Annotated in this window: 18 protein-coding genes; 10 read left to right on the top strand and 8 right to left on the bottom strand. The window is 70.7% G+C overall.

Annotation, left to right across the window (positions count from 1 at the left end):
* Positions 1 to 912: glycoside hydrolase family 16 protein (locus tag M8J74_RS05855; RefSeq protein WP_249835369.1), on the top strand; the 912-nt coding region annotated here is incomplete at its 5' end.
* A gap of 88 nt (positions 913 to 1,000) precedes the next feature.
* Positions 1,001 to 2,191, top strand: coding sequence for a glycoside hydrolase family 64 protein (locus M8J74_RS05850; RefSeq protein WP_249835368.1), 1,191 nt, complete (start codon positions 1,001 to 1,003; stop codon positions 2,189 to 2,191).
* Between the two features lie 119 nt (positions 2,192 to 2,310).
* Here the strand turns inward: M8J74_RS05850 and M8J74_RS05845 are convergent, their stop codons facing one another.
* The gene (locus M8J74_RS05845) at positions 2,311 to 3,522 is read right to left on the bottom strand and encodes a PP2C family protein-serine/threonine phosphatase (RefSeq protein WP_249835367.1); all 1,212 of its coding nucleotides are present in this window, start codon (positions 3,520 to 3,522) and stop codon (positions 2,311 to 2,313) included.
* Entirely contained in the window at positions 3,519 to 5,165 is a 1,647-nt protein-coding gene (locus tag M8J74_RS05840; RefSeq protein WP_249835366.1) for a sensor histidine kinase, read from the bottom strand. Before M8J74_RS05840 ends, M8J74_RS05845 begins: the two co-directional genes overlap by 4 nt.
* 125 nt (positions 5,166 to 5,290) lie before the next feature.
* Here M8J74_RS05840 and M8J74_RS05835 point away from each other — a divergent pair, with 125 nt between their 5' ends.
* Both M8J74_RS05835 and M8J74_RS05830 read left to right on the top strand, forming a co-directional pair.
* Positions 5,291 to 5,662, top strand: a complete 372-nt coding sequence (locus M8J74_RS05835; protein ID WP_249835365.1) for a hypothetical protein — start codon at positions 5,291 to 5,293, stop codon at positions 5,660 to 5,662.
* A gap of 3 nt (positions 5,663 to 5,665) precedes the next feature.
* Positions 5,666 to 6,100: a response regulator gene (locus M8J74_RS05830; protein ID WP_249835364.1), complete on the top strand. Its 435-nt coding sequence runs from the start codon at positions 5,666 to 5,668 to the stop codon at positions 6,098 to 6,100.
* A 61-nt stretch (positions 6,101 to 6,161) separates the two neighbouring features.
* On the opposite strand, the gene M8J74_RS05825 is transcribed toward M8J74_RS05830, so the two are convergent.
* The 3 genes from M8J74_RS05825 to M8J74_RS05815 form a co-directional block, all read right to left on the bottom strand.
* On the bottom strand, positions 6,162 to 6,689 hold the full coding sequence (locus M8J74_RS05825; RefSeq protein ID WP_249835363.1) for a ferredoxin family protein: 528 nt from the start codon (positions 6,687 to 6,689) through the stop codon (positions 6,162 to 6,164).
* Positions 6,690 to 6,780: 91 nt separating this feature from the next.
* Complete coding sequence (locus tag M8J74_RS05820; protein ID WP_249835362.1) at positions 6,781 to 7,326, bottom strand: P-loop NTPase family protein; 546 nt, start codon at positions 7,324 to 7,326, stop codon at positions 6,781 to 6,783.
* 74 nt (positions 7,327 to 7,400) lie between these two features.
* Entirely contained in the window at positions 7,401 to 7,598 is a 198-nt protein-coding gene (locus tag M8J74_RS05815; RefSeq protein ID WP_249835361.1) for a hypothetical protein, read from the bottom strand.
* 325 nt (positions 7,599 to 7,923) lie between these two features.
* On the opposite strand from M8J74_RS05815, the gene M8J74_RS05810 reads away from it, so the two are divergent.
* From M8J74_RS05810 to M8J74_RS05800, 3 genes are all read left to right on the top strand, one after another.
* Positions 7,924 to 9,366, top strand: coding sequence for a gluconokinase, GntK/IdnK-type (locus M8J74_RS05810; protein ID WP_249835360.1), 1,443 nt, complete (start codon positions 7,924 to 7,926; stop codon positions 9,364 to 9,366).
* A 72-nt stretch (positions 9,367 to 9,438) separates the two neighbouring features.
* Complete coding sequence (gene manD / locus M8J74_RS05805; RefSeq protein WP_249835359.1) at positions 9,439 to 10,686, top strand: D-mannonate dehydratase ManD; 1,248 nt, start codon at positions 9,439 to 9,441, stop codon at positions 10,684 to 10,686.
* 112 nt (positions 10,687 to 10,798) lie between these two features.
* Positions 10,799 to 11,284, top strand: a complete 486-nt coding sequence (locus M8J74_RS05800) for a VOC family protein (RefSeq protein ID WP_249835358.1) — start codon at positions 10,799 to 10,801, stop codon at positions 11,282 to 11,284.
* Positions 11,285 to 11,310: 26 nt separating this feature from the next.
* Here M8J74_RS05800 and M8J74_RS05795 read toward each other — a convergent pair whose 3' ends face one another.
* The 3 genes from M8J74_RS05795 to M8J74_RS05785 form a co-directional block, all read right to left on the bottom strand.
* Entirely contained in the window at positions 11,311 to 11,607 is a 297-nt protein-coding gene (locus M8J74_RS05795; protein WP_249835357.1) for a hypothetical protein, read from the bottom strand.
* 264 nt (positions 11,608 to 11,871) lie between these two features.
* Positions 11,872 to 12,405 carry a 2'-5' RNA ligase family protein gene (locus tag M8J74_RS05790; RefSeq protein ID WP_249835356.1) on the bottom strand — a complete coding sequence of 178 codons (534 nt, stop codon included), beginning with the start codon at positions 12,403 to 12,405 and terminating at the stop codon, positions 11,872 to 11,874.
* A 108-nt stretch (positions 12,406 to 12,513) separates the two neighbouring features.
* The gene (locus tag M8J74_RS05785) at positions 12,514 to 13,446 is read right to left on the bottom strand and encodes a LysR family transcriptional regulator (RefSeq protein WP_249835355.1); all 933 of its coding nucleotides are present in this window, start codon (positions 13,444 to 13,446) and stop codon (positions 12,514 to 12,516) included.
* A 127-nt stretch (positions 13,447 to 13,573) separates the two neighbouring features.
* On the opposite strand from M8J74_RS05785, the gene mdlC reads away from it, so the two are divergent.
* The 3 genes from mdlC to M8J74_RS05770 all read left to right on the top strand — a co-directional run bounded on the left by mdlC (position 13,574) and on the right by M8J74_RS05770 (position 18,034).
* Positions 13,574 to 15,154, top strand: a complete 1,581-nt coding sequence (mdlC, locus tag M8J74_RS05780) for a benzoylformate decarboxylase (protein WP_249835354.1) — start codon at positions 13,574 to 13,576, stop codon at positions 15,152 to 15,154.
* A 79-nt stretch (positions 15,155 to 15,233) separates the two neighbouring features.
* Positions 15,234 to 16,688, top strand: coding sequence for a benzaldehyde dehydrogenase (locus M8J74_RS05775; RefSeq protein ID WP_249835353.1), 1,455 nt, complete (start codon positions 15,234 to 15,236; stop codon positions 16,686 to 16,688).
* A gap of 62 nt (positions 16,689 to 16,750) precedes the next feature.
* Positions 16,751 to 18,034, top strand: a complete 1,284-nt coding sequence (locus M8J74_RS05770) for an MFS transporter (protein ID WP_249835352.1) — start codon at positions 16,751 to 16,753, stop codon at positions 18,032 to 18,034.
* The last annotated feature ends 227 nt before the right edge of the window (positions 18,035 to 18,261 follow it).

The following is an 18,261-nucleotide window of genomic DNA, read 5'->3' as shown; positions in this document are numbered from 1 at the left end:
ACGGCGAAGACCTTCACCCAGAAGTACGGCCACTTCGAGTCCCGCATCAAGGTGCCGCGGGGCCAAGGCGTCTGGCCGGCGTTCTGGATGCTGGGCGACGACCTCGGCAGCGCCGGCTGGCCGAACAGCGGTGAGATCGACATCATGGAGAACGTCGGCAGCGAGCCCGGCACCGTCCACGGCACGATCCACGGTCCCGGGTACTCCGGCTCGGGCGGCATCGGCGCCGCGTACACCCTGCCGAACGGCAAGTCCTTCGCCGACGGCTTCCATGTCTTCGCCGTCGACTGGAGCCCGTCCGCGATCAAGTGGTCCGTGGACGGACAGGTCTACGAGACCCGCACCCCCGCCGACGTCGGCGGCAACAAGTGGGTCTACGACCATCCGTTCTTCATCATCCTGAACTTCGCCGTCGGCGGTGACTGGCCCGGCAGCCCCGACGCCACCACCTCGTTCCCGCAGACGATGACCGTCGACTACGTGCACGTCACCACCTCGGACTCCGGCAGCAGCGGTACCGGCACCACCACGGGCACCGGCGCGATCAAGGGCATCGGCGACATGTGCGTGGACGTCGCGGGCGCCGGCACCGCCGACGGCACCCCCGTCCAGTTGCACGACTGCACCGGCAACGACGCCCAGAAGTGGACCCTGGGCGGCGACGGCACCGTACGGGCCCTCGGCAAGTGCCTTGACGTCAAGGCCGCTTCGCACGACGACGGCGCGGTCGTACAGCTCTACACCTGCAACGGCACGGCGGCCCAGCAATGGACCTACACCGCCGCCCACGACCTGACCAACACCGGTGCCGACAAGTGCCTCGACGCCAAGGGCAACTCCTCAGCCGACGGCACTCCCTTGCAGATCTGGACATGCACCGGCGCCGCGAACCAGAAGTGGACCCTCAGCTGAGCGTCCCCGGCTCGCGCCCGGCCACCCGCGCCTTCTCCCCGTTCCCCCGAGCACCCCGGCTTCGCAGGCCGGGACCCAAGGAGTACTCATGACACCCCGTCACCAGCGCAACCTGACCCGTCGCAAGATGCTGTTCGCCCTCGGCGGCGCGGCCGTCGCCGTCCCGGCGATCGCCACCGTCGCCCCGTACGCCCTGGCAAGCCAGGACGGCACCGCCGCGAGCGACGCGCTCCCGGTGACCGTCGTCAACAACAGCGGTTCGTTCGCCAACACCTCCGTGCACCTCTACGTCGTCGGCAACCTGGACGGCAAGCAGGTCCGGCTCACCCCGGACGGAACCGTCGCCCCCATCTCCCTGTCGGACAACGGCGCCGACGGCTTCACCGACTACGCCATCCCCCTGTCCGGCAGCGGCGACACGAAGCTGTCCCTGCCCCACATGTCGGGCCGCATCTACGTCTCGCTCGGCGAGAAACTCAAGTTCAAGGCCGTCACCGACGGCAACGGCAACGCGGCGCTGCAGTACCCGGCCGGGTGGGTCGCCTCGGACCCCAACTACGGCATCCTGCACGACTGCGCGGAGTTCACGTACAACGCGGCCGGGATGTTCTGCAACACCACCATGGTGGACATGTTCAGCGTGCCCATGAGCATCCGGCTCACCGGTGAGAAGGACCAGACGACAGGTGCCCTGCGCGACGGCGGCCGCGCCGCCGCCTTCGCCGCCGTCAAGCAGGTCGAGGAGTACGCGCGGCTGGTCGTCGACGACACACGCATCATCGCGCCCGGCCACGGTCTGGACGCGGGCCTGTTCGCCGCGGACTACTTCGCGCCGTACATCGACGAGGTGTGGAGCACGTACACCGGCAAGGACCTCAAGGTCACCACCAACGCCGGCACGTTCACCGGCCGCGTACGTGGGGAGCGCCTCACCTTCGACGGGCCGGCCTCCGTCTCCTTCGCCAAGCCCTCGACCCGCGACGTGCTCTTCTGCGACGGCAACCTCGCCGCGCCCAACGACGGCACCACCGGCCCCGTCGCCGCCGTCCTGGGGGCAGGCTTCAACCGCTCGACGCTGCTCACCGACACCGCCCAGCCCGCCACCGACCCCGCCGCCTTCTACCAGGGCGAGCTGACCAACCACTACGCGAAGGCGATCCACGCGGCGACCAAGGACGGCAAGGCCTATGGCTTCGCGTTCGACGACGTCGCGGACTTCGCCTCGTACATCCAGGACACCCGGCCGACCGGCTTCACGCTCACGCTGTCCGCGTTCTGAGGGCGCCCCGCACCGCCGCATCCAAGCGAGGCGTGCCGCACGACCCAGGGGACGGGCGCGATGATCGCCCAGGTTTCCAAGGCTTGTGCGGTGCCGGACAGGTCATCACGGCGCGAGGGCTACGGCGCGCTGCCCCGCGTCGTCGCGGCTGGACGAGGAGCGTCGGTGTTCCAGTCGAGGCGCAGGACGGCGAGGTCGTCGGTGTGCCGGCTGGCGTTGAGGGTGCGGGTGCGGGCGATGAGATCGTCCAGCTGAGCGCCGGGGTCGGATGTGGGGAGTGTGTCGATGATCCGGAGAAGTCCCTCCACACCCAGCCGATTGGTCGTGTCACCCGCGTAGCCTTCGATGAGACCGTCGGTGTAGGCGAGGAGCGCGCCACGCGGCGGGAGGGCGAGTGTGGTGGCGGGCCACTTGCCCAGCCCGGGTGCGATGCCCAGCGCGACTCCGTGTGCGGCGGTGACCTCGCCGGTCCCGTCGGGGGTGATGAGGAGCGGTTCGTGGTGGCCGGCCAGGTGCAGGGTGAGGCTGGCCTCGTTCGGGTCGAGGGTGATGAGGGTGCAGGTGGTGAACAGGTCGCTGCCGGCGCGCTCGGCGATGTGGATCTGCTCCAGCAGGTGGAGCAGCTGCTGGTTGCGGTGGCCGCCGAGGGTCAGTGCGCGCCAGGCTATGCGCAGGCACACGCCTAGTGCCGCGGCGTCGGGTCCGTGGCCGCTGACGTCGCCGATGACGGCGTGGACCTGTCCGTCGTCGGTCTGGACGACATCGAGGAAGTCACCGCCGAGCAGGGCCTGTGCCCGCCCGGGGTAGTAGCGGCTGGAGGCGGTGACGGTCGCGGACGACAGGAGGGGCTCCGGCAGCAGGCCCCGTTCGAGACGTGCGTTCTCCTCGGCGCGCAGGCGGCCGATCTGCAGGGCGGCGTTGGCGCGTTCGGCCTGCTTTCGCTGAATGGCGTAGCGCATGGCGCGCTGCATCAGGTCCGGTTCGACCTTGCCCTTGATCAGGTAGTCCTGGGCGCCGGCCGCGAGGGCATCGACTCCGGCACGGGGTTCGTCCAGTCCGGTCAGGACGATGATGGCGGCGTGGGTGTCCTTCTGGATCGCCTTGACCGTCTCCACCCCGGACGCGTCCGGCAGGTGCAGGTCGAGCAGAACGCAGTCGACAGCACGTGCGGAAAGCACGCGACGCGCGTCGGCGGCCGTACGGCAGCGGGTGAGGTGGTGCGGCAGATCGGTGTCGTAGAGGAGTTCCTCGACGAGGAGGGCGTCGCCGTCGTCGTCCTCCACCAGCAGCAGGTCGTACGACCCGTCGCGGTCTGCGAGGGGGGCGGTCACGGCTGTCTCCTGTCTGCAGCCCCCGTCGAGGCCGCTGCGGCCGCATCGGCGGTTGCGACCGTCTCGGAGGCGGCAGGGGTTTCGGAGGTCACAGCGGTCTCGGCCGTCATGGCGGGAAGGGTGACGACGACGCGGGTGCCCTGCCGGTACTCGGGGTCGATCTTGATCGTGCCGCCGTGGAACTCCACGACCTTCTTGCACATGGCCAGGCCGATACCGGTTCCGGGGTAGGCGTCCTTGGTGTGCAGCCGCTGGAACAGGACGAAGATCTTCTCCTGGAACTCCGGCGCGATGCCGATGCCGTTGTCGGTGACCGCGAACTCCCAGTGGCCGTCGTCGAAGGCGGCGCTGATGTGGATGCGGGGCGGCCGGTCGGGGCTGCGGAACTTGATGGCGTTGGAGAGCAGGTTCTGCCAGAGCATGCCCATCTGCGTCGGGTCTCCGACGACGGTGGGCAGGGTGTCGTGGGTGATCTCGGCGCCGCTCTCCTCGACGGCCACGCTCAACGTGTCCAGGGTCCGGCCGAGGACCGCTTCGAGATCCACCGTCTGATGGTCGTTGTGGACGCGGCCGACCCGGGAGAAGGCCAGCAGGTCGTTGATGAGGGTCTGCATGCGGTTGGCGCCGTCGACGGCGAAGGCGATGTACTGATCGGCCCTCGCGTCCAGCTGCCCTCCGTAGCGGCGCTGGAGGAGCTGGGTGAAGCTGGACACCTTGCGCAGCGGTTCCTGCAGGTCGTGTGAGGCTACGTAGGCGAACTGCTCGAGCTCCGTGTTGGAGCGCTTGAGGTCCTCCGCCTGCTCGTCCAGCAGCGTGCGGGCGGCCTCGCTGAACCGCAGCTCTTCCAGCAGGCGCAGGCGCATGGCCTCCAGGTCGGAGGCGAGCCGGCGCAGGTCGGCGGGGCCGGCGCCCGTGAGGGACCGGTCGAAACGCCCTTGCGAGACGTCGCGGGCGGCCGCGCCGAGCCGGCTCAGCGGCCCGGTGATGCCACGCCGCAGGCCCTCGAAGACCAGGACCGCGACCATGACGATGACAACCGCGATGATGGCGAACATCCAGTTGCGCAGGGTTTCCGCGCGTCGCAGGTCGCGGGTAGCCGCCGTCCGTTCGTCCTGCAGGTGGGTCTGCTGGGCGGCCATCGCCCGGCGCAGCGCGTCGAAGGTGGTCTTGCCCTCGGCAGTACGTGCCGTGGTGATCCGAGCCGCCTGGGCGGGGGACGCAGCGGAGACCGGGCGGGCTATTCGCTCCTGCCAGGTGTTGATACGCCTCTCCACCTCGGCCATGTCGTCGAGGGCTCGTTCGTCGCCGTGGAGCAGGGGCCGCAGCCGCTTCATGGCCGCCTTCTCGTCGGACACCCCCTCCGCGTAGGGGTCCAGGAAGTCCTGCCGCCCGGACATGCCGTAGCCGCGAATGCCGGTCTCCTGGTTGACCAGGGCTTCCTCCAACCGGATGGACTCGATCAGAGCGGGTGAGCGCCGGTCCGTCAGCAACGCCGTGGTCTGTGAGGTGCGCCACATGGCCCAGCCGCCCAGGGATCCCAGCACCGCCAGGACGGCCAGCGTGCTCGCCACGCCCAGCCGCAGCCAGCGCCGCGTGGTCCACGCGGAAAACGCGCCCTCATGATGCGACGGCTTACTCGTCATCGCGGTCCACAACTCTCCCTCGGCCGGCCATCCGGGTCGCGCCGTGATGCGCGGCCAGCACACTTTACCCGTGGCACCGACAACGTGTGTTGTCGCATCCGAGATCGACGTCTTAGGGTGATCCCATGCCCCGTCCGCCTTTCGCCACTCATCCGCCGAACGAGGACATGGCCACGCTGCTGACTCAACTGGTGGAGGAGCTCACCCGAAAGCTGATGCAGGAGAGCCCTCTCACCTCGGCAGAACCCACCGCCGAGGCGGCCGACGACCTGCGGCGACACGCTCTGCTACGGCTACAGATCCTCGCAGGCGTCAAACTGGCCGCACGCCGGCTGGAGGACCAGGCCGCCCACGCCGCGGCCGCCAGCGGAGCCGGCTATCCCGAGATCGGGCGTGCCCTGAGCATGAGCCGTCAAGGAGCCCGGCGTCGCTGGCCCGGCCTGATCACCCACAGCACCGCCCACCCAGCCCCCCGTCCCACACCCTGGAGTTCGTGACTCATGGCCGCTGCCGCCGCCACCCGCCCCTACGACGTGCTGCTGGTCGAGGACGATCTCGCCGACGCGATGCTGATACAGGACGCCCTCGCCGAACGCGGCACCCGCAACCTCACGCAGGTGTCCGACGGCGTCGAGGCCCTCGAGTACCTGCGCGACCCGAACAACGAGCGCCCCGACCTCATCGTGCTCGACCTCAACATGCCCCGCATGAACGGCCGTGAGTTCCTCGCCGTGGTCAAGGAGGACCCCGACCTGCGGACCATCCCGGTCGTCGTGCTGACCACCTCCGCGGCCCCCGACGACGTCACCGGCGCCTACCGCCACCACGCCAACGCCTACGTCACCAAGCCGGTGAACCTGGAGGACTTCGAGGCGGCCGTCCGCAGCATCGACGCCTTCTACCTCGACATCGCCGTCAAGCCGCCCAAGGAGTAGGCACGTCGTGTACGGCCGGGGCGTTCCGTCCCGGCCTGCCGAACGCCCGGCGACGGCCCGCTCAGAGCAGCGGCAGACGGTCCGCCGCCGTCGGAGACCGTCGCTCCTCGAGCCAGAAGACGTAGGTCCGCAGGTGCGCGGCGAGCTCGCCGTCGAGGTAGGCGGCATAGTGCTCGGCCGCCGAGGCCACTCCTTGCCCCGCCTTCGCGTCGTCGGCCTCCCAGTCGGCTCGCCGGCTCAGCAGATACTCCTTGACCCGCCCGCGGTCGCGCCACCATTCCCGGACCGCTGCCGGCGTCCAGTGGGTGTCGCCGTCACAGCCGTAACCGGAGAGCGTCTCGGCCTGCGCCGCGTCGACCAGCCGCCGCAGCTCGTCCGGCGTCCGGGGCTGCCGGTAGACGTACTCCGTGAAGTGGTCGGCTTCGTAGAGCACCAGCCCTGGGGCGTGGAGTCGGCCCGTGCCGCAGTTGTCCGTCTCGGCCCCGTAGAACGGCCCGGGCACGTTGAGCCACTTCCGATCCCGCCATCGCCCCAGGAACGCTTCGCGCGCATCGCCGAGCAGAGGTACCGGATCGAAGTAGGGCTCCACGGCGGAAGGCTAGCCGGATGCCGCGGGCTCACCGGCACTCCCCCGGTTCTGCGGCGGGCGAGCGCGCCCCTCTGTGGCATCTCTGAGCGAGTCAGCGCTCCATCGCGGGCAGGTGGACCAGGCCCGTGTCGTTCATGATGCGGTCGACGGTGTCGTTCAGTGAGCTGTCGGCACCGATGACGGTCTCCAGGCCTCCGGGCAGCAGATCCTGCGGCCGGTACCAGTCGCGCAGCTGCGCGGCGTCGACGTCGTCGGCGATCGGCTTGGTCGCGTGCCGGGCGAGGGTTTCACTGAACGGCACGTCAAGGTAATAGCCGTGGCTCGGTCCGCGATGGTCGGCGCGCAACTGCGCGAGCATGTCGCCGTAGTGGTCCGCGTAGAGAATGCCTTCGACCACCACGTGGAACCCCGCGTCCAGGGCGTAGCGGGCGGTCAGATCGATCAGTCCGATGTTCGCCGCTCCGGGCCGGTCACGCTCTCTCAGTACGACGCGGCGAAGGTTGTCCTGACCGACCAGGGCCAGGCCGCGGCCGAAGCGCTCGCGCAGACCGGCCGCGACGGCCGACTTCCCCGAGGCACTGTTGCCGCGCAGCACGACCAGCCGCGTTTCTTCCGTACCCACCCTCACGGCGGCCACGATATCGGCGGCCGCGGACAGCGCGGGTTCTCTCGTGGATCACGTCCGTGAGGCCCGGTACGTCGCGGGCGGTGTCACAGCAGCAGGGGCAGTGCCGTGAGTGCCGCTCCGCTCGCGCCGAGCGCCGCCAGCAGGGAGCCGGGCCAGTTGCCCGACCCGGCGTAGGTGAGCAGGCCCGCCAGGAGGCCCGCCACGACCGAGGCCAGCAGGATCAGGGCCCAGCGCAGTGACAGTCGCTCCGGCGGGGGCGTGGGCGAGGTCGGTTCGGGCATGCGGCTCTCCTGCGGCTGCGTCAGGACGGGATGGGGCAGCCCGTTGCCGGCTGCCGCGCGCCTGCACCGGCCCGGTGGCGTCGCTGCGGACGCGCACTCCCGGCCGGCGCTCCGGCGCCACCGAAGCAACTCGAATGTCGACCACGGTACGCATGTGAGCGGTATCAGAAAAGGCTTCTGATGTGTCATCACGTTCCCAACGGGTCGCTCGGGAGCAGTCGTTGCCGCTCATGCGCTCCGCCGTGCGCCCCCGAGAGCTCCCGCACACCTTCTATGGCCCGCCGCAGCGGTGACCAGAGAAGCGCTGTGACCTAGCATCAACGCCATGACTGGTCCCGAACCGGACCTGCCCGCAGGGTCCGAGGACGCGTTGCGGGGTTCTACGGCGAAGTTGGTCGGCCGGCTGGGGTGTCAGATCGTGGAGGGCGGCAAGCCTCGCGACCAGCACCTGACGGTGGACGCCGTGATGCACGAGTTCGGGGTCACCCGGCCCATGGCCCGCGAGGCGCTGCAGGCGCTGCACCAAAAGGGCCTGGTCAATCTGCAGGCCCGGATCGGCGCCACCGTACAGCCGTTGGAACGCTGGGACCTGCTGGACGCCGACGTCATCTCCTGGCGGCTGGAGGTGGCGCCCTCCAGCCAGATGCGTTCGCTCACCGAGCTGCGCGAGGTGATCGAGCCCCGCGCCGCCAGGCTGGCCGCCGTCAGCCGCTCCGCGGAGATCTGCCACGACCTGACCAGCCACGCGCGCACCCTGCTCGCGCTCAGCGAGGACCCGGACTTCGCGCGTCGGCGGGAGGGCGCCGCGGTCCGCCAGCGCTTCCGGGACGTCGACGCGGCCTTCCACCGCAGCCTCCTCGCCGGCTCGCGCAACGAACTCTTCCTGCGCCTGGCGCACCCGGTCGTGATGGCCCTCAACCACCGCATCGACCGGTGGTCCTACGGTGACGAGGAACCAAGACTGGCCCCCGTACCGGCCGCCGTCGGTGCCGACACCGTCCAGAGCTATCCGGTGCGGCCGCAGCCGATCGCCATGTGGTTCCACATGGGACTGGCCTACGCCGTCGACCAAGGGCTGGCGACGGCCGCGGAGGCCTTCGCGGAGGCCATCATGGCCGAGATCCGGCGCGGGCGACTGCACGACCCCGTCGTCCTCGCCCGACTGCGCGCCGGGCTGCGCCAGTTCGACGTGGACGGGCTGCCCGCCGCCTACCGTGCGGGCTTCCGAAAAGCCATGGCCGCCGTCATCCACGCCGGGCACGTCCCCGTCGTCGTCATGGGGGTCAGCGGGTGCGGCAAGACCACCGTCGGCAGCCACCTGGCGGACTCGCTGCGCGTGCCCTTCGAGGAGGGTGATCTGTTCCATCCCCCGCGCAACCGTGAGTCGTTGACCAAGGGCATCCCCCTCGACGACCGCAGCCGCAGCCCGTGGCTGGCCGCCATCGCCGACCGCATGCGGGCCGCCGCCCCGGAGGAGGGGCTGGTGATCACCTGCTCCGCCCTCAGACGCATCTACCGCGAACTGCTGCGCGTCGCCCGCCCCGACGTGTTCTTCGTCCACCTCGCACTCGACGAGGACGAGGCCAGATCCCGGGTGGCGGGCAGGGAGGACCACTTCATGCCCGCCTCCCTGGTGTCCACGCAATTCGCCGACCTCGAACCGCTGGAGGAGGACGAGGCCGGCATGACCATCGACGCGACCCTGCCTCCCGAGCGGATCGTCGCCGAGGTCCAGACCGAACTGGCCCGGCGCATCCGCACCCACTGACGCCCGACTCCCAGCCCCGCTGGGGGTGTTGCCGGACCTCCGACCAACCGACCGAACACTGGGGGAACCGCCATGCGCATCAAGTCCGCCGAAGTGATCGTCACCAGCCCCGGACGCAACTTCGTCACCCTGCGTCTGACCACCGAGGACGGCCTCGTCGGCCTGGGCGACGCCACGCTCAACGGCCGCGAACTGGCCGTCAGGTCCTACCTGGAGGACCACGTCCTGCCGCTGATCGCCGACGGCGACGCCTCCCGCATCGAGGACACCTGGCAGTACCTGTACCGCGGCGCCTACTGGCGGCGCGGTCCCGTCACCATGGCCGCCATCTCCGCCGTCGACACGGCGCTGTGGGACATCAAGGCCAAAGCCGCCGGCATGCCCCTCTACCAGCTCCTCGGCGGCGCGTCCCGCACCGGAGCGCTCGCCTACGGCCACGCCTCCGGCCGTGACGTGCCCGAACTCCTCGACTCCGTCCGCGCACACCTGGAGGCGGGCTTCCGCGCCATCCGCATCCAGACCGGCATACCCGGCCTGGACTCCGTATACGGCGTCGCCGCCTCCAGTGCCGGCGGCGGCGAGCGCTACGACTACGAACCCGCACGCCGCGCCACCGCCGGCAGCGAACGGCCGCTTCCCGCGGTGGAGACCTGGGACACCCGCGCCTATCTGAGGCACCTGCCCACCGTCTTCGAGGCCGTGCGCGCCGAGTTCGGCCCCGAACTGCCCCTGCTCCACGACGGGCACCACCGGATGACGCCGATCGAGGCCGCTCGCCTGGGCAAGGCACTGGAGCCCTACGACCTGTTCTGGCTGGAGGACGCCACACCGGGCGAGGACCAGGCGGCGCTGCGCCTGATCCGGCAGCACACGACGACACCGCTGGCCATCGGCGAGGTCTTCAACTCGGTCTACGACTACACCACGTTGCTGCACGAGCGGCTGATCGACTACGTGCGCTCCGCGGTCACCCACGCCGGCGGCGTCACCGGGATGAAGAAGCTGCTCGACCTCGCGGGTGTCTACGGCATCAAGTCCGGGATGCACGGCCCCACCGACATCTCGCCCGTGGGCATGGCCGCCGCCCTCCATCTCGACCTCGCCGTGCACAACTTCGGCATCCAGGAGTACATGCAGCACTCCGGCCGGACCCTGGAGGTCTTCCGCACCTCGTACTGGTTCAAGGACGGGCTGCTGCACCCCTCCGACACCCCCGGCCTCGGCGTCGACCTCGACACCGAGGCGGCGGCCCGGTTCCCCTACCAGCCGGCATACCTGCCGGTGAACAGGCTGCGCGACGGAACCGTCCACGACTGGTAGCGCGCGCATTGCGCGCGGAGACCCACACGCTTGACCTCAACCAAGCTCGAGCTTCTAGGTTCGTTCCAGTGCCGCAGGGGCCGACCGGCGGTGCCTGTCCTGGAGGTTCGACGTGACCGAGCGCACTGCCCCCATCGAGATCCCCGATCGCTACCGCTATGCGGTGATCCCCCACATCATGGTCGACGACGCCGCCGCGGCGATCGACTTCTACCAGCGGGCGTTCGGCGCCCGTGAGGACTTCAGGGTCGACGCTCCGGGCGGCGGGATTCTGCACGCCGAGATCACCATCGGACGGTCGGCCCTGATGCTGGGCGACGCCGGCGTGGACGAGGCGGAGGCCGCCTCCTTCGCCGCGCCTGCCTCGCTCGGCGGAGGTACGTCCGTCACGCTGCATGTCTTCGTACCGGACGTCGACGCCCTGGCGGCACGCGCGGAAGCCGCGGGGGCTGAGATCGTCCAGCCGCCGAAGGACATGTTCCACGGTGACCGCACTGTCATTCTCAAGGACCCTGCCGGTCACCTGTGGGTGTTTCTGACCCACGTCGAAGACGTGACGCGGGAGGAGCTTCTACGACGTATGGCTGCCGCCGGGTGACGGGGCGTCATGCGCGTGATGCGTTGTCAGACGGACTGCTCAGCACCGTGGTAGCCGTGGCGCATCCGGAACTTCATGGGCTCGGTACCGTGTGTCCGGATGTGCTCGATCAGCATCGACCGCAAGGGTTCGGGCAATTGACGCCCGTACGCTCCGGTCCACTCGAACGACGCCAAGAGCTGCGCCGCGCGGTCGAGTTGGGCAGGGTTCGGCTGGCGGACGGTGAGCGCGGCGAGGATGTGATCGGGATCTTCGGCGAGCAACTGCCGCTGGACCGCACTGTCATACCATTGCAGGCCGCCGATGGACTCTCTGGTGGCCACCCCAGGCCCATGCGGTCAGGACGCTCGCGAGGCCAGTTCGGCGATCACTACACGTGCGGCGCGGTGGAGGACATCGCGGAGACGCGCCGTCGTGGGAGCGCCTTCGCGCAGGTCCGTCGTCGCCTTGTCGATCACGTCCGTGAGGATATTCGGCGCAGCCGCGGTGACGGCTTGCGCCTTCCGAGGCAGTGGGCCGCGGGGCCGTGGGACGGTCGACGGTGTCCGGTGGGCGTCGCGGCAGTCCTGTTCCGAGGCAGAACCGTCTCACGGGCGGGGCTGGAGCACCTCCAGGGCGCCCGTCTCGGTGTCGTAGCTGCGCAGGGTGGTGAGGTGGACCGACAGCGGTGGCGTCGGCAGCAGTTCGGGCACGCGCCGGTCGGCGAAGGCACCGGCCCTGCGGGTCCGGCCGAGGGTGATGTGCGGGCTCCAACGCCCGGGCTCGTGAAAGGGGTTGAGGGTCCCTGGCGCGCTGTCCGAGGCCACCGCGTCCCACACGCGGCGGTGCAGGGAGACCAGTGCGGAATCGCAGTCCAGCGCCCAGGCGAGCACCGAGGTGGGCCGCTCGAAGCGGATCACGCCGGTGAAGCGCACCGGCAGCGGCAGGGAGGCGGCCACCTCGGCGAGCTCCCAGCGGATCGGGGCGGTCAGCTCCGCGCAGGCGGCCAGGGTGAGGTGGGGGCTGTTGGTCGGTGACCGGTGGCGTGCCTGACTGGGGAGCCCCGCGTCCGCGAGCCGCCGCCACGCTTCGCGGACCGCCGACTCCGCCGACTGGTCCAACAGGAGCTCGACTGTGCGCACCGTCGCAGCTTACCGGCGATCGTCCCTGGTGCTGCGGCCGGCCGAGCCATCGGACACGGGTATGCGCATGCCCCGAGCGTGCGGAGGGCGACGACAGGCCCTCAGCGCTCAGGGGGCGCTCGGCGGCAGTTGTGCCGGGCTGACGAGCTCCCCCAGCACGTCCGCCATGAACTGCACCAGCCACCGCTGGGACGGACTGCGTGACGCCTCGTGACGGGCGTACAGCGCCACCTCGATGGGCTCCGTGTCGAACGGGAGTCTCACCAGGCGAAGGCGGTGGGAGGCGGTGAAGACCTCGCCGACGTACTCGGGGACGATCGCGATGAGATCGGTGTGCTCCAGCAGGTAGGGCAGCATCGTGAAGCGCGTGGCGTCCACGGCGACGCGCTCCAGGAGACCGTGGGTGGCCAGGAGCGAGCGGGGCACGACGTGGCCGTGGGGGCCGTAGACCGTCGCATGGTGTTCGGCCGTGAGATCCGCCAGCGTGACGGACGCACCGCGGACGCGGGGGTGGTCGGCGGCGACCATACCGACGTAGCGCTCGTGGAAGAGCGGGATACGGACGGTGCGGTGGGACGTCAGGACCGGGGTGGCGACGAAGGCGTCGAGTTCACCGCGGCGCAGCTGGCTCTCGGCTGCGTCCACGTCCAGCGGGCGGACGGTGAAGGAGACGCGGGGCGCGCGTTCGCGGGCCGCGGCGGCCAGCCGGGGCAGCAGGGTGGCCTCGCCGAGGTCGGAGAGGGCGATGGTGAAGCGGCTGGGCATGGTGGCCGGGTCGAAGTCGTCGTCCTGGCGGATCACCGCGTCCATACCGGCCAGCGCCCGCTGCAGCGGCTCGTAGAGGCGCTGGGCGCCGGCGGTCGGGGTCAGGCCGCGGCCGGTGCGCCGGAAGAGCTCGTCGTCGAAGTGCCGGCGCAGCTTGGCCAGGCTGTAGCTCACCGTGGGCTGGGTGACGTGCAGCGTTTCGGCGGTCGCCGTGACGCTGCCGGTCTCGTAGAGCAGGACGAAGACGCGGGCCAGGTTGAGATCGAAGCTGCTCATATCGACGGACTCTATATCGCGGCGCGCCAACATTTATTGGTCCGTATGTCGTGCGGTGCCTAGCGTGTCCTGCGTCACTACGACGTCAACGCGACGTCAACGCGACGTCAACGCGAAAGGAACGTCTGTGCCCTCCGTGCGCCGTGTCTGCCATGAGTTCCTCCAGCGCCAGGAGCTCACCACCGTCTTCGGCAATCCCGGTTCCAACGAGCTGCCCTTCCTCGCCGAACTGCCGGAGGGTTTTCGCTATGTGCTGGGGCTGCACGAGGGTGCCGTGGTGGGCATGGCCGACGGTTACGCGCAGGCCACAGGCCGTCCGGTGCTCGTCAACCTGCACGCCGCCTCCGGCTCCGGCAACGCGATGGGCGCGCTCACCAACGCCGTCGCCTCGCGCACGCCCCTCGTCGTCGTCGCGGGTCAGCAGGTGCGGCCGGCCATCGGGCCGGAGGCCAACCTCGCCAATGTCGACGCCCCGTCGCTGATGAAGCCCCTCGTCGGCTGGGCCGCCGAACCGGCCTGCGCCCAGGACGTGCCCCGGGCCCTGGCCCAGGCCGTCTTCGAGGCGCGGTTGCAGCGCCGGCCCACCTACCTGTCCGTCCCCTACGACGACTGGGCGGCGGACGCGGGCGAGAACGCGTCGGCCGTACTGGACCGGCAGGTGCAGCGCGCCGGTGTGCCCGGTGCGGACCAGGGGCGCTCGCTGGCCGAAGCGGTCGCCGCCGCGCGCAGCCCCGCGCTGGTGCTCGGCGGTGACATCGACTCCGCCGGCCTCTTCGACGACGCGGTGCGCCTGGCCGAGCGGCTCGGCGGTCCGGTGTGGGCGGCACCCTCGCTGTTCCGGCTGCCCTTCCCCAACCGCCACCCGCAGTTCCACGGTGTGCTGCCCGCCGGAATCGAGCCCGTTTCCCGGGAGTTCGAGGGACATGACCTCGTGCTGGTGCTCGGGGCGCCGGTCTTCCGCTATCACGAGTACCTGCCCGGCCGGTATCTGCCCGAGGGCACCCGGCTGATTCAGGTCACGGAGGACGCCTCCGCCGCCGCACGCGCCCCGATGGGCGAGGCACTGGTCGCCGACCCCGCCGCCGTCATCGATCTGCTGCTCAAGGCACTCGACGCGGCCAAGGAGCCGGCGGGCGGGTTCCGGCCCGCTCCCGCGCCGGCCACCGGACAGGGAACACGGCTGCACCCCGAGGAGGTGTTCGCCTCGCTCCGGGACGAACTGCCCGGCGACACGGCGTACGTGGTGGAGTCGACCTCGACGAACTCCTCGTGGTGGCGTCAGATGGACCTGCGGCGGCCCGGCTCCTACTACTTCCCGGCAGCGGGCGGACTCGGCTTCGGCCTGCCCGGCGCGGTCGGGGTCGCCATGGCCCAGCCGGACCGGCCGGTCGTCGGCGTCATCGGAGACGGCTCGGCCAACTACGGCATCACCGCCCTGTGGACGGCCGCCCGGCAACGCCTCCCCTTGACCGTCGTGCTGTTGCGCAACGGAACCTACGGAGCGCTGCGCTGGTTCAGCGGCCTGCTGGGTGTCCCCGACGCACCGGGCATGGACATCCCCGGCCTGGACTTCACGCGCATTGCCAAGGGCTACGGGGTGCACGCCCAGCATGCCGGGAGCGTGGACGAACTGCGGGCGCTGCTGTCCCGGCGCCCGGAGGGACCGCGGCTCATCCAGGTCGACACGGCGCTCACGACACCGTCGTGACCCGCATGCCCGCCACGCCTCCCATCCCGCACCCCCTCCTCGCAGCACTCATCCCCCTCGGATGACGGAAGGAAGACCGATGACCCTCCTGGACAGCGACGTCTGGAGCAAGAAGTTCCTCAGCGACGGCTGGCAGGACGCCACCCGCGAACACCCGGTCACGGAGCCGGCGACCGGCGCGCAGCTCGGCACCGTGGGCCTGGCCGCACCCGACGACGTGCGCCGGGCCGCCGCCCGCGCCGCCGCGGCGCAGCGGGCCTGGGCTGCCACGCCTCCGCAGCAGCGGGCGGCCGTACTGCGCCGCGCGGGCGAACTGTTCACCGAGCACGCCTCCGAGATCGAGGACTGGCTGGTACGCGAGGCGGGCTCGGTGCGAGCCAAGGCCGGGTTCGAGGTGCGGCTGGCGGTCGGCGAGTGCTTCGAGTGCGCGGGGCTGCCCACGCATCCCCAGGGCGAGGTGCTCACCTCCGACGAGGCCCGCTGGTCGTTCGCCCGGCGCCGCCCCGCCGGCGTCGTGAGCGTGATCGCACCGTTCAACTTCCCGCTCGTCCTCGGCCTTCGCTCGGTCGCGCCCGCGCTGGCACTGGGCAACGCGGTCCTGCTGAAGCCCGATCCCCGTACGGCGGTCAGCGGCGGGGTCGTCATCGCCCGTGTCTTCGAGGAGGCCGGGCTGCCCTCCGGGGTGCTGCACCTGCTGCCGGGAGACGGCTCGGTCGGCCAGGCGGTCGTCGAGGCACCCGAGGTGCGGGTGATCTCCTTCACCGGTTCCACTCCGGTCGGCCGCGCGATCGGCGAGCAGGCCGGCCGTCTGCTCAAGCGCGCCCACCTCGAACTCGGCGGGAACAACGCCCTGGTGGTGCTGCCGGGAGCCGACGTGCCCAAGGCGGCCTCCGCCGGTGCCTTCGGCTCGTATCTGCACCAGGGACAGATCTGCATGACGACCGGCCGCCACATCGTGCACGAGTCGCTGCTCGACGAGTACACCGCCGTCCTGGCCGCGAAGGCCCGGGCGCTGCCGGTCGGCGACCCCGCCCGCGAGGACGTGGCGCTCGGCCCGATCATCGACCGACGGCAACTGGAGCGCGTGCACGGCATCGTCAGCGACAGCGTCGCGGCGGGCGCGACGCTGGCCGCGGGCGGCGAGATCGAGGGCGCCGGATACCAGGCCACCGTCCTGACCGGCCTCACCACCGACATGCCGGCCTGGCGCGAGGAGATCTTCGGCCCCGTCGCCCCCGTCATCGGCTTCTCCACGCTGGAGGAGGCCGCGCGGATCGTCAGCGACTGCGAGTACGGCCTGTCCGTCGGCATCCTCGGCGACGTCGGCACGGCGATGAAGCTCGCCGACCGCATCGACTCCGGCAAGGTCCACATCAACGAACAGACCGTCGGCGACGAGCCCAACGCACCCTTCGGCGGCGTCAAGGCCTCCGGCACCGGGTCCCGGTTCGGCGGAGCCGCCGCCAACGTCGAGGCCTTCACCGAGACCCAGTGGGTCACCGTCCGCCCCGACATCGCCGACTACCCGTACTGAGCCCCGCCCGTCACCCCGGTCCCCAGCCCGTCCCCCGCAGCCGCTCCAGAGGGAACGCAGCCATGACACCCATCACCTCGCCCGACACCGCGGGCACAGCGTCGACAGCAGGCGCTTCCGACCGCAACGTCTGGACCGTGGTCCTGTGCTGGATCACCGTCATGCTCGAGGGGTACGACCTCGTCGTCCTCGGCGCCATCATCCCCACCCTGCTCAAGACCCGTCACCTGGGCATGACGGCCACGGACGCCACCACGGTCGCCACGCTGTCACTCGTCGGCGTCGCCATAGGCGCCGTCCTGGTCGGTCCGCTCGCCGACCGCTTCGGACGCCGCCTGCTGCTCATCGGCTCGGTGGTGGAGTTCTCCGTCTTCACCCTCCTGGTGCCCCTGGCCACGTCCGTCGGGATGTTCGCCGCGCTCAGGCTCGTCGCCGGTGTCGGCCTCGGCGCCTGCATGCCGGCGTCGCTGACGATGATGGCCGAGCACATGCCCGCCGCACGGCGGGCGCGCGCCAGCACCCTGACCATGACCGGCTACCACACCGGTGCCGTGATCACGTCCCTGCTGGCCCTGCAGGTCACGAAGAACTGGCAGGTCCTGTTCTACGTCCTCGGCGTCGCCGGACTCCTCGTCGCCGCCATCCAGTGGTTCCGCCTGCCGGAGTCGGAGGCGTTCGTCCGCGCCAAGGAAGCACCCGCCTCCCGGCGCGTGGCGTTCGGCGAACTCCTCAAACCCGCCTACCTGCGCGCCGGCATCGGCATCTGGGTCGCCTCCTTCATGGGTCTGCTCCTGGTCTACGGCCTCAACACCTGGCTGCCCAAGCTGATGAACGACGCCGGCTACCCCGTCCCCACGGCCGTCACCCAGCTGCTGATCCTCAACATCGGCGGTGTCGCCGGTCTGGTCCTGGGCGGCTTCGTCGCCGACCGGCGCGGTATCAAGCTCACCACGCTCGGCTGGTTCGCGGTCTCGGTGGCCATGCTGGCCTGCCTCAGCATCCGGATGCACAGCGACCTGCTGCTCGACACCGTCGTCTTCCTCACCGGCGTGTTCGTCTTCTCGGCCCAGGTGCTGGTCTACGCGTACGTGACGAACTTCTATCCGGCCGATGTCCGCGGCACCGCCCTCGGCTCGGCCTCCGGCATCGGCCGGATCGGCTCGATCGTCGGCCCGTCGATCACCGGCGCCCTCGTGGCGGCCGGCATCGGCCACCCCTGGGGCTTCTACTTCTTCGCCGCCGTGGCGGTCGCCGGTTTCCTGGCCGTGCTCACCCTGCCCGGCCGGGCCGCCGCGGCACAGACGGAGCCCGCCCCGGCCGCGGAGGCCGCTCAGCCCGCCGTCTGACGCAGTGCGGCAGGAGGGCGGCACACGGTTCGCGATACCTGTGCCGCCCTCGTTGCTGTGTCGGCCCGGGCCGACTCCGCCGAGGATCGAAACAGACCAGGCCCATGGTGTCTGCCACCCCTCCGCTCCGCCATCGCGATGAGTTCGCCGGGCGCCCGAGGTCTTCCTTGTGACGGGTCGGCCGCATCGGCGGACCCAGCGGGATTCCGGTGTCCCGGAGGAGAAGG

It is taken from the genome of Streptomyces panaciradicis (assembly GCF_023516615.1).
Taxonomy (GTDB): Bacteria; Actinomycetota; Actinomycetes; order Streptomycetales; family Streptomycetaceae; genus Streptomyces; species Streptomyces panaciradicis.
Note: the sequence above shows the minus strand (reverse complement) of the source record. Positions and strands in the feature narration are given on the sequence as shown.

Bases quoted from the DNA above. Each gene is read 5' to 3' on its own strand.
- M8J74_RS05850 (WP_249835368.1), top strand. From the start codon at position 1,001: ATGACACCCCGTCACCAGCGCAACCTGACCCGTCGCAAGATGCTGTTC.
- M8J74_RS05810 (WP_249835360.1), top strand. From the start codon at position 7,924: ATGACTGGTCCCGAACCGGACCTGCCCGCAGGGTCCGAGGACGCGTTG.
- M8J74_RS05840 (WP_249835366.1), bottom strand. From the start codon at position 5,165: ATGACGAGTAAGCCGTCGCATCATGAGGGCGCGTTTTCCGCGTGGACC.
- M8J74_RS05785 (WP_249835355.1), bottom strand. From the start codon at position 13,446: ATGAGCAGCTTCGATCTCAACCTGGCCCGCGTCTTCGTCCTGCTCTAC.
- M8J74_RS05830 (WP_249835364.1), top strand. From the start codon at position 5,666: ATGGCCGCTGCCGCCGCCACCCGCCCCTACGACGTGCTGCTGGTCGAG.
- M8J74_RS05835 (WP_249835365.1), top strand. From the start codon at position 5,291: ATGCCCCGTCCGCCTTTCGCCACTCATCCGCCGAACGAGGACATGGCC.
- M8J74_RS05775 (WP_249835353.1), top strand. From the start codon at position 15,234: ATGACCCTCCTGGACAGCGACGTCTGGAGCAAGAAGTTCCTCAGCGAC.
- manD (WP_249835359.1), top strand. From the start codon at position 9,439: ATGCGCATCAAGTCCGCCGAAGTGATCGTCACCAGCCCCGGACGCAAC.
- M8J74_RS05770 (WP_249835352.1), top strand. From the start codon at position 16,751: ATGACACCCATCACCTCGCCCGACACCGCGGGCACAGCGTCGACAGCA.
- M8J74_RS05815 (WP_249835361.1), bottom strand. From the start codon at position 7,598: ATGCCCGAACCGACCTCGCCCACGCCCCCGCCGGAGCGACTGTCACTG.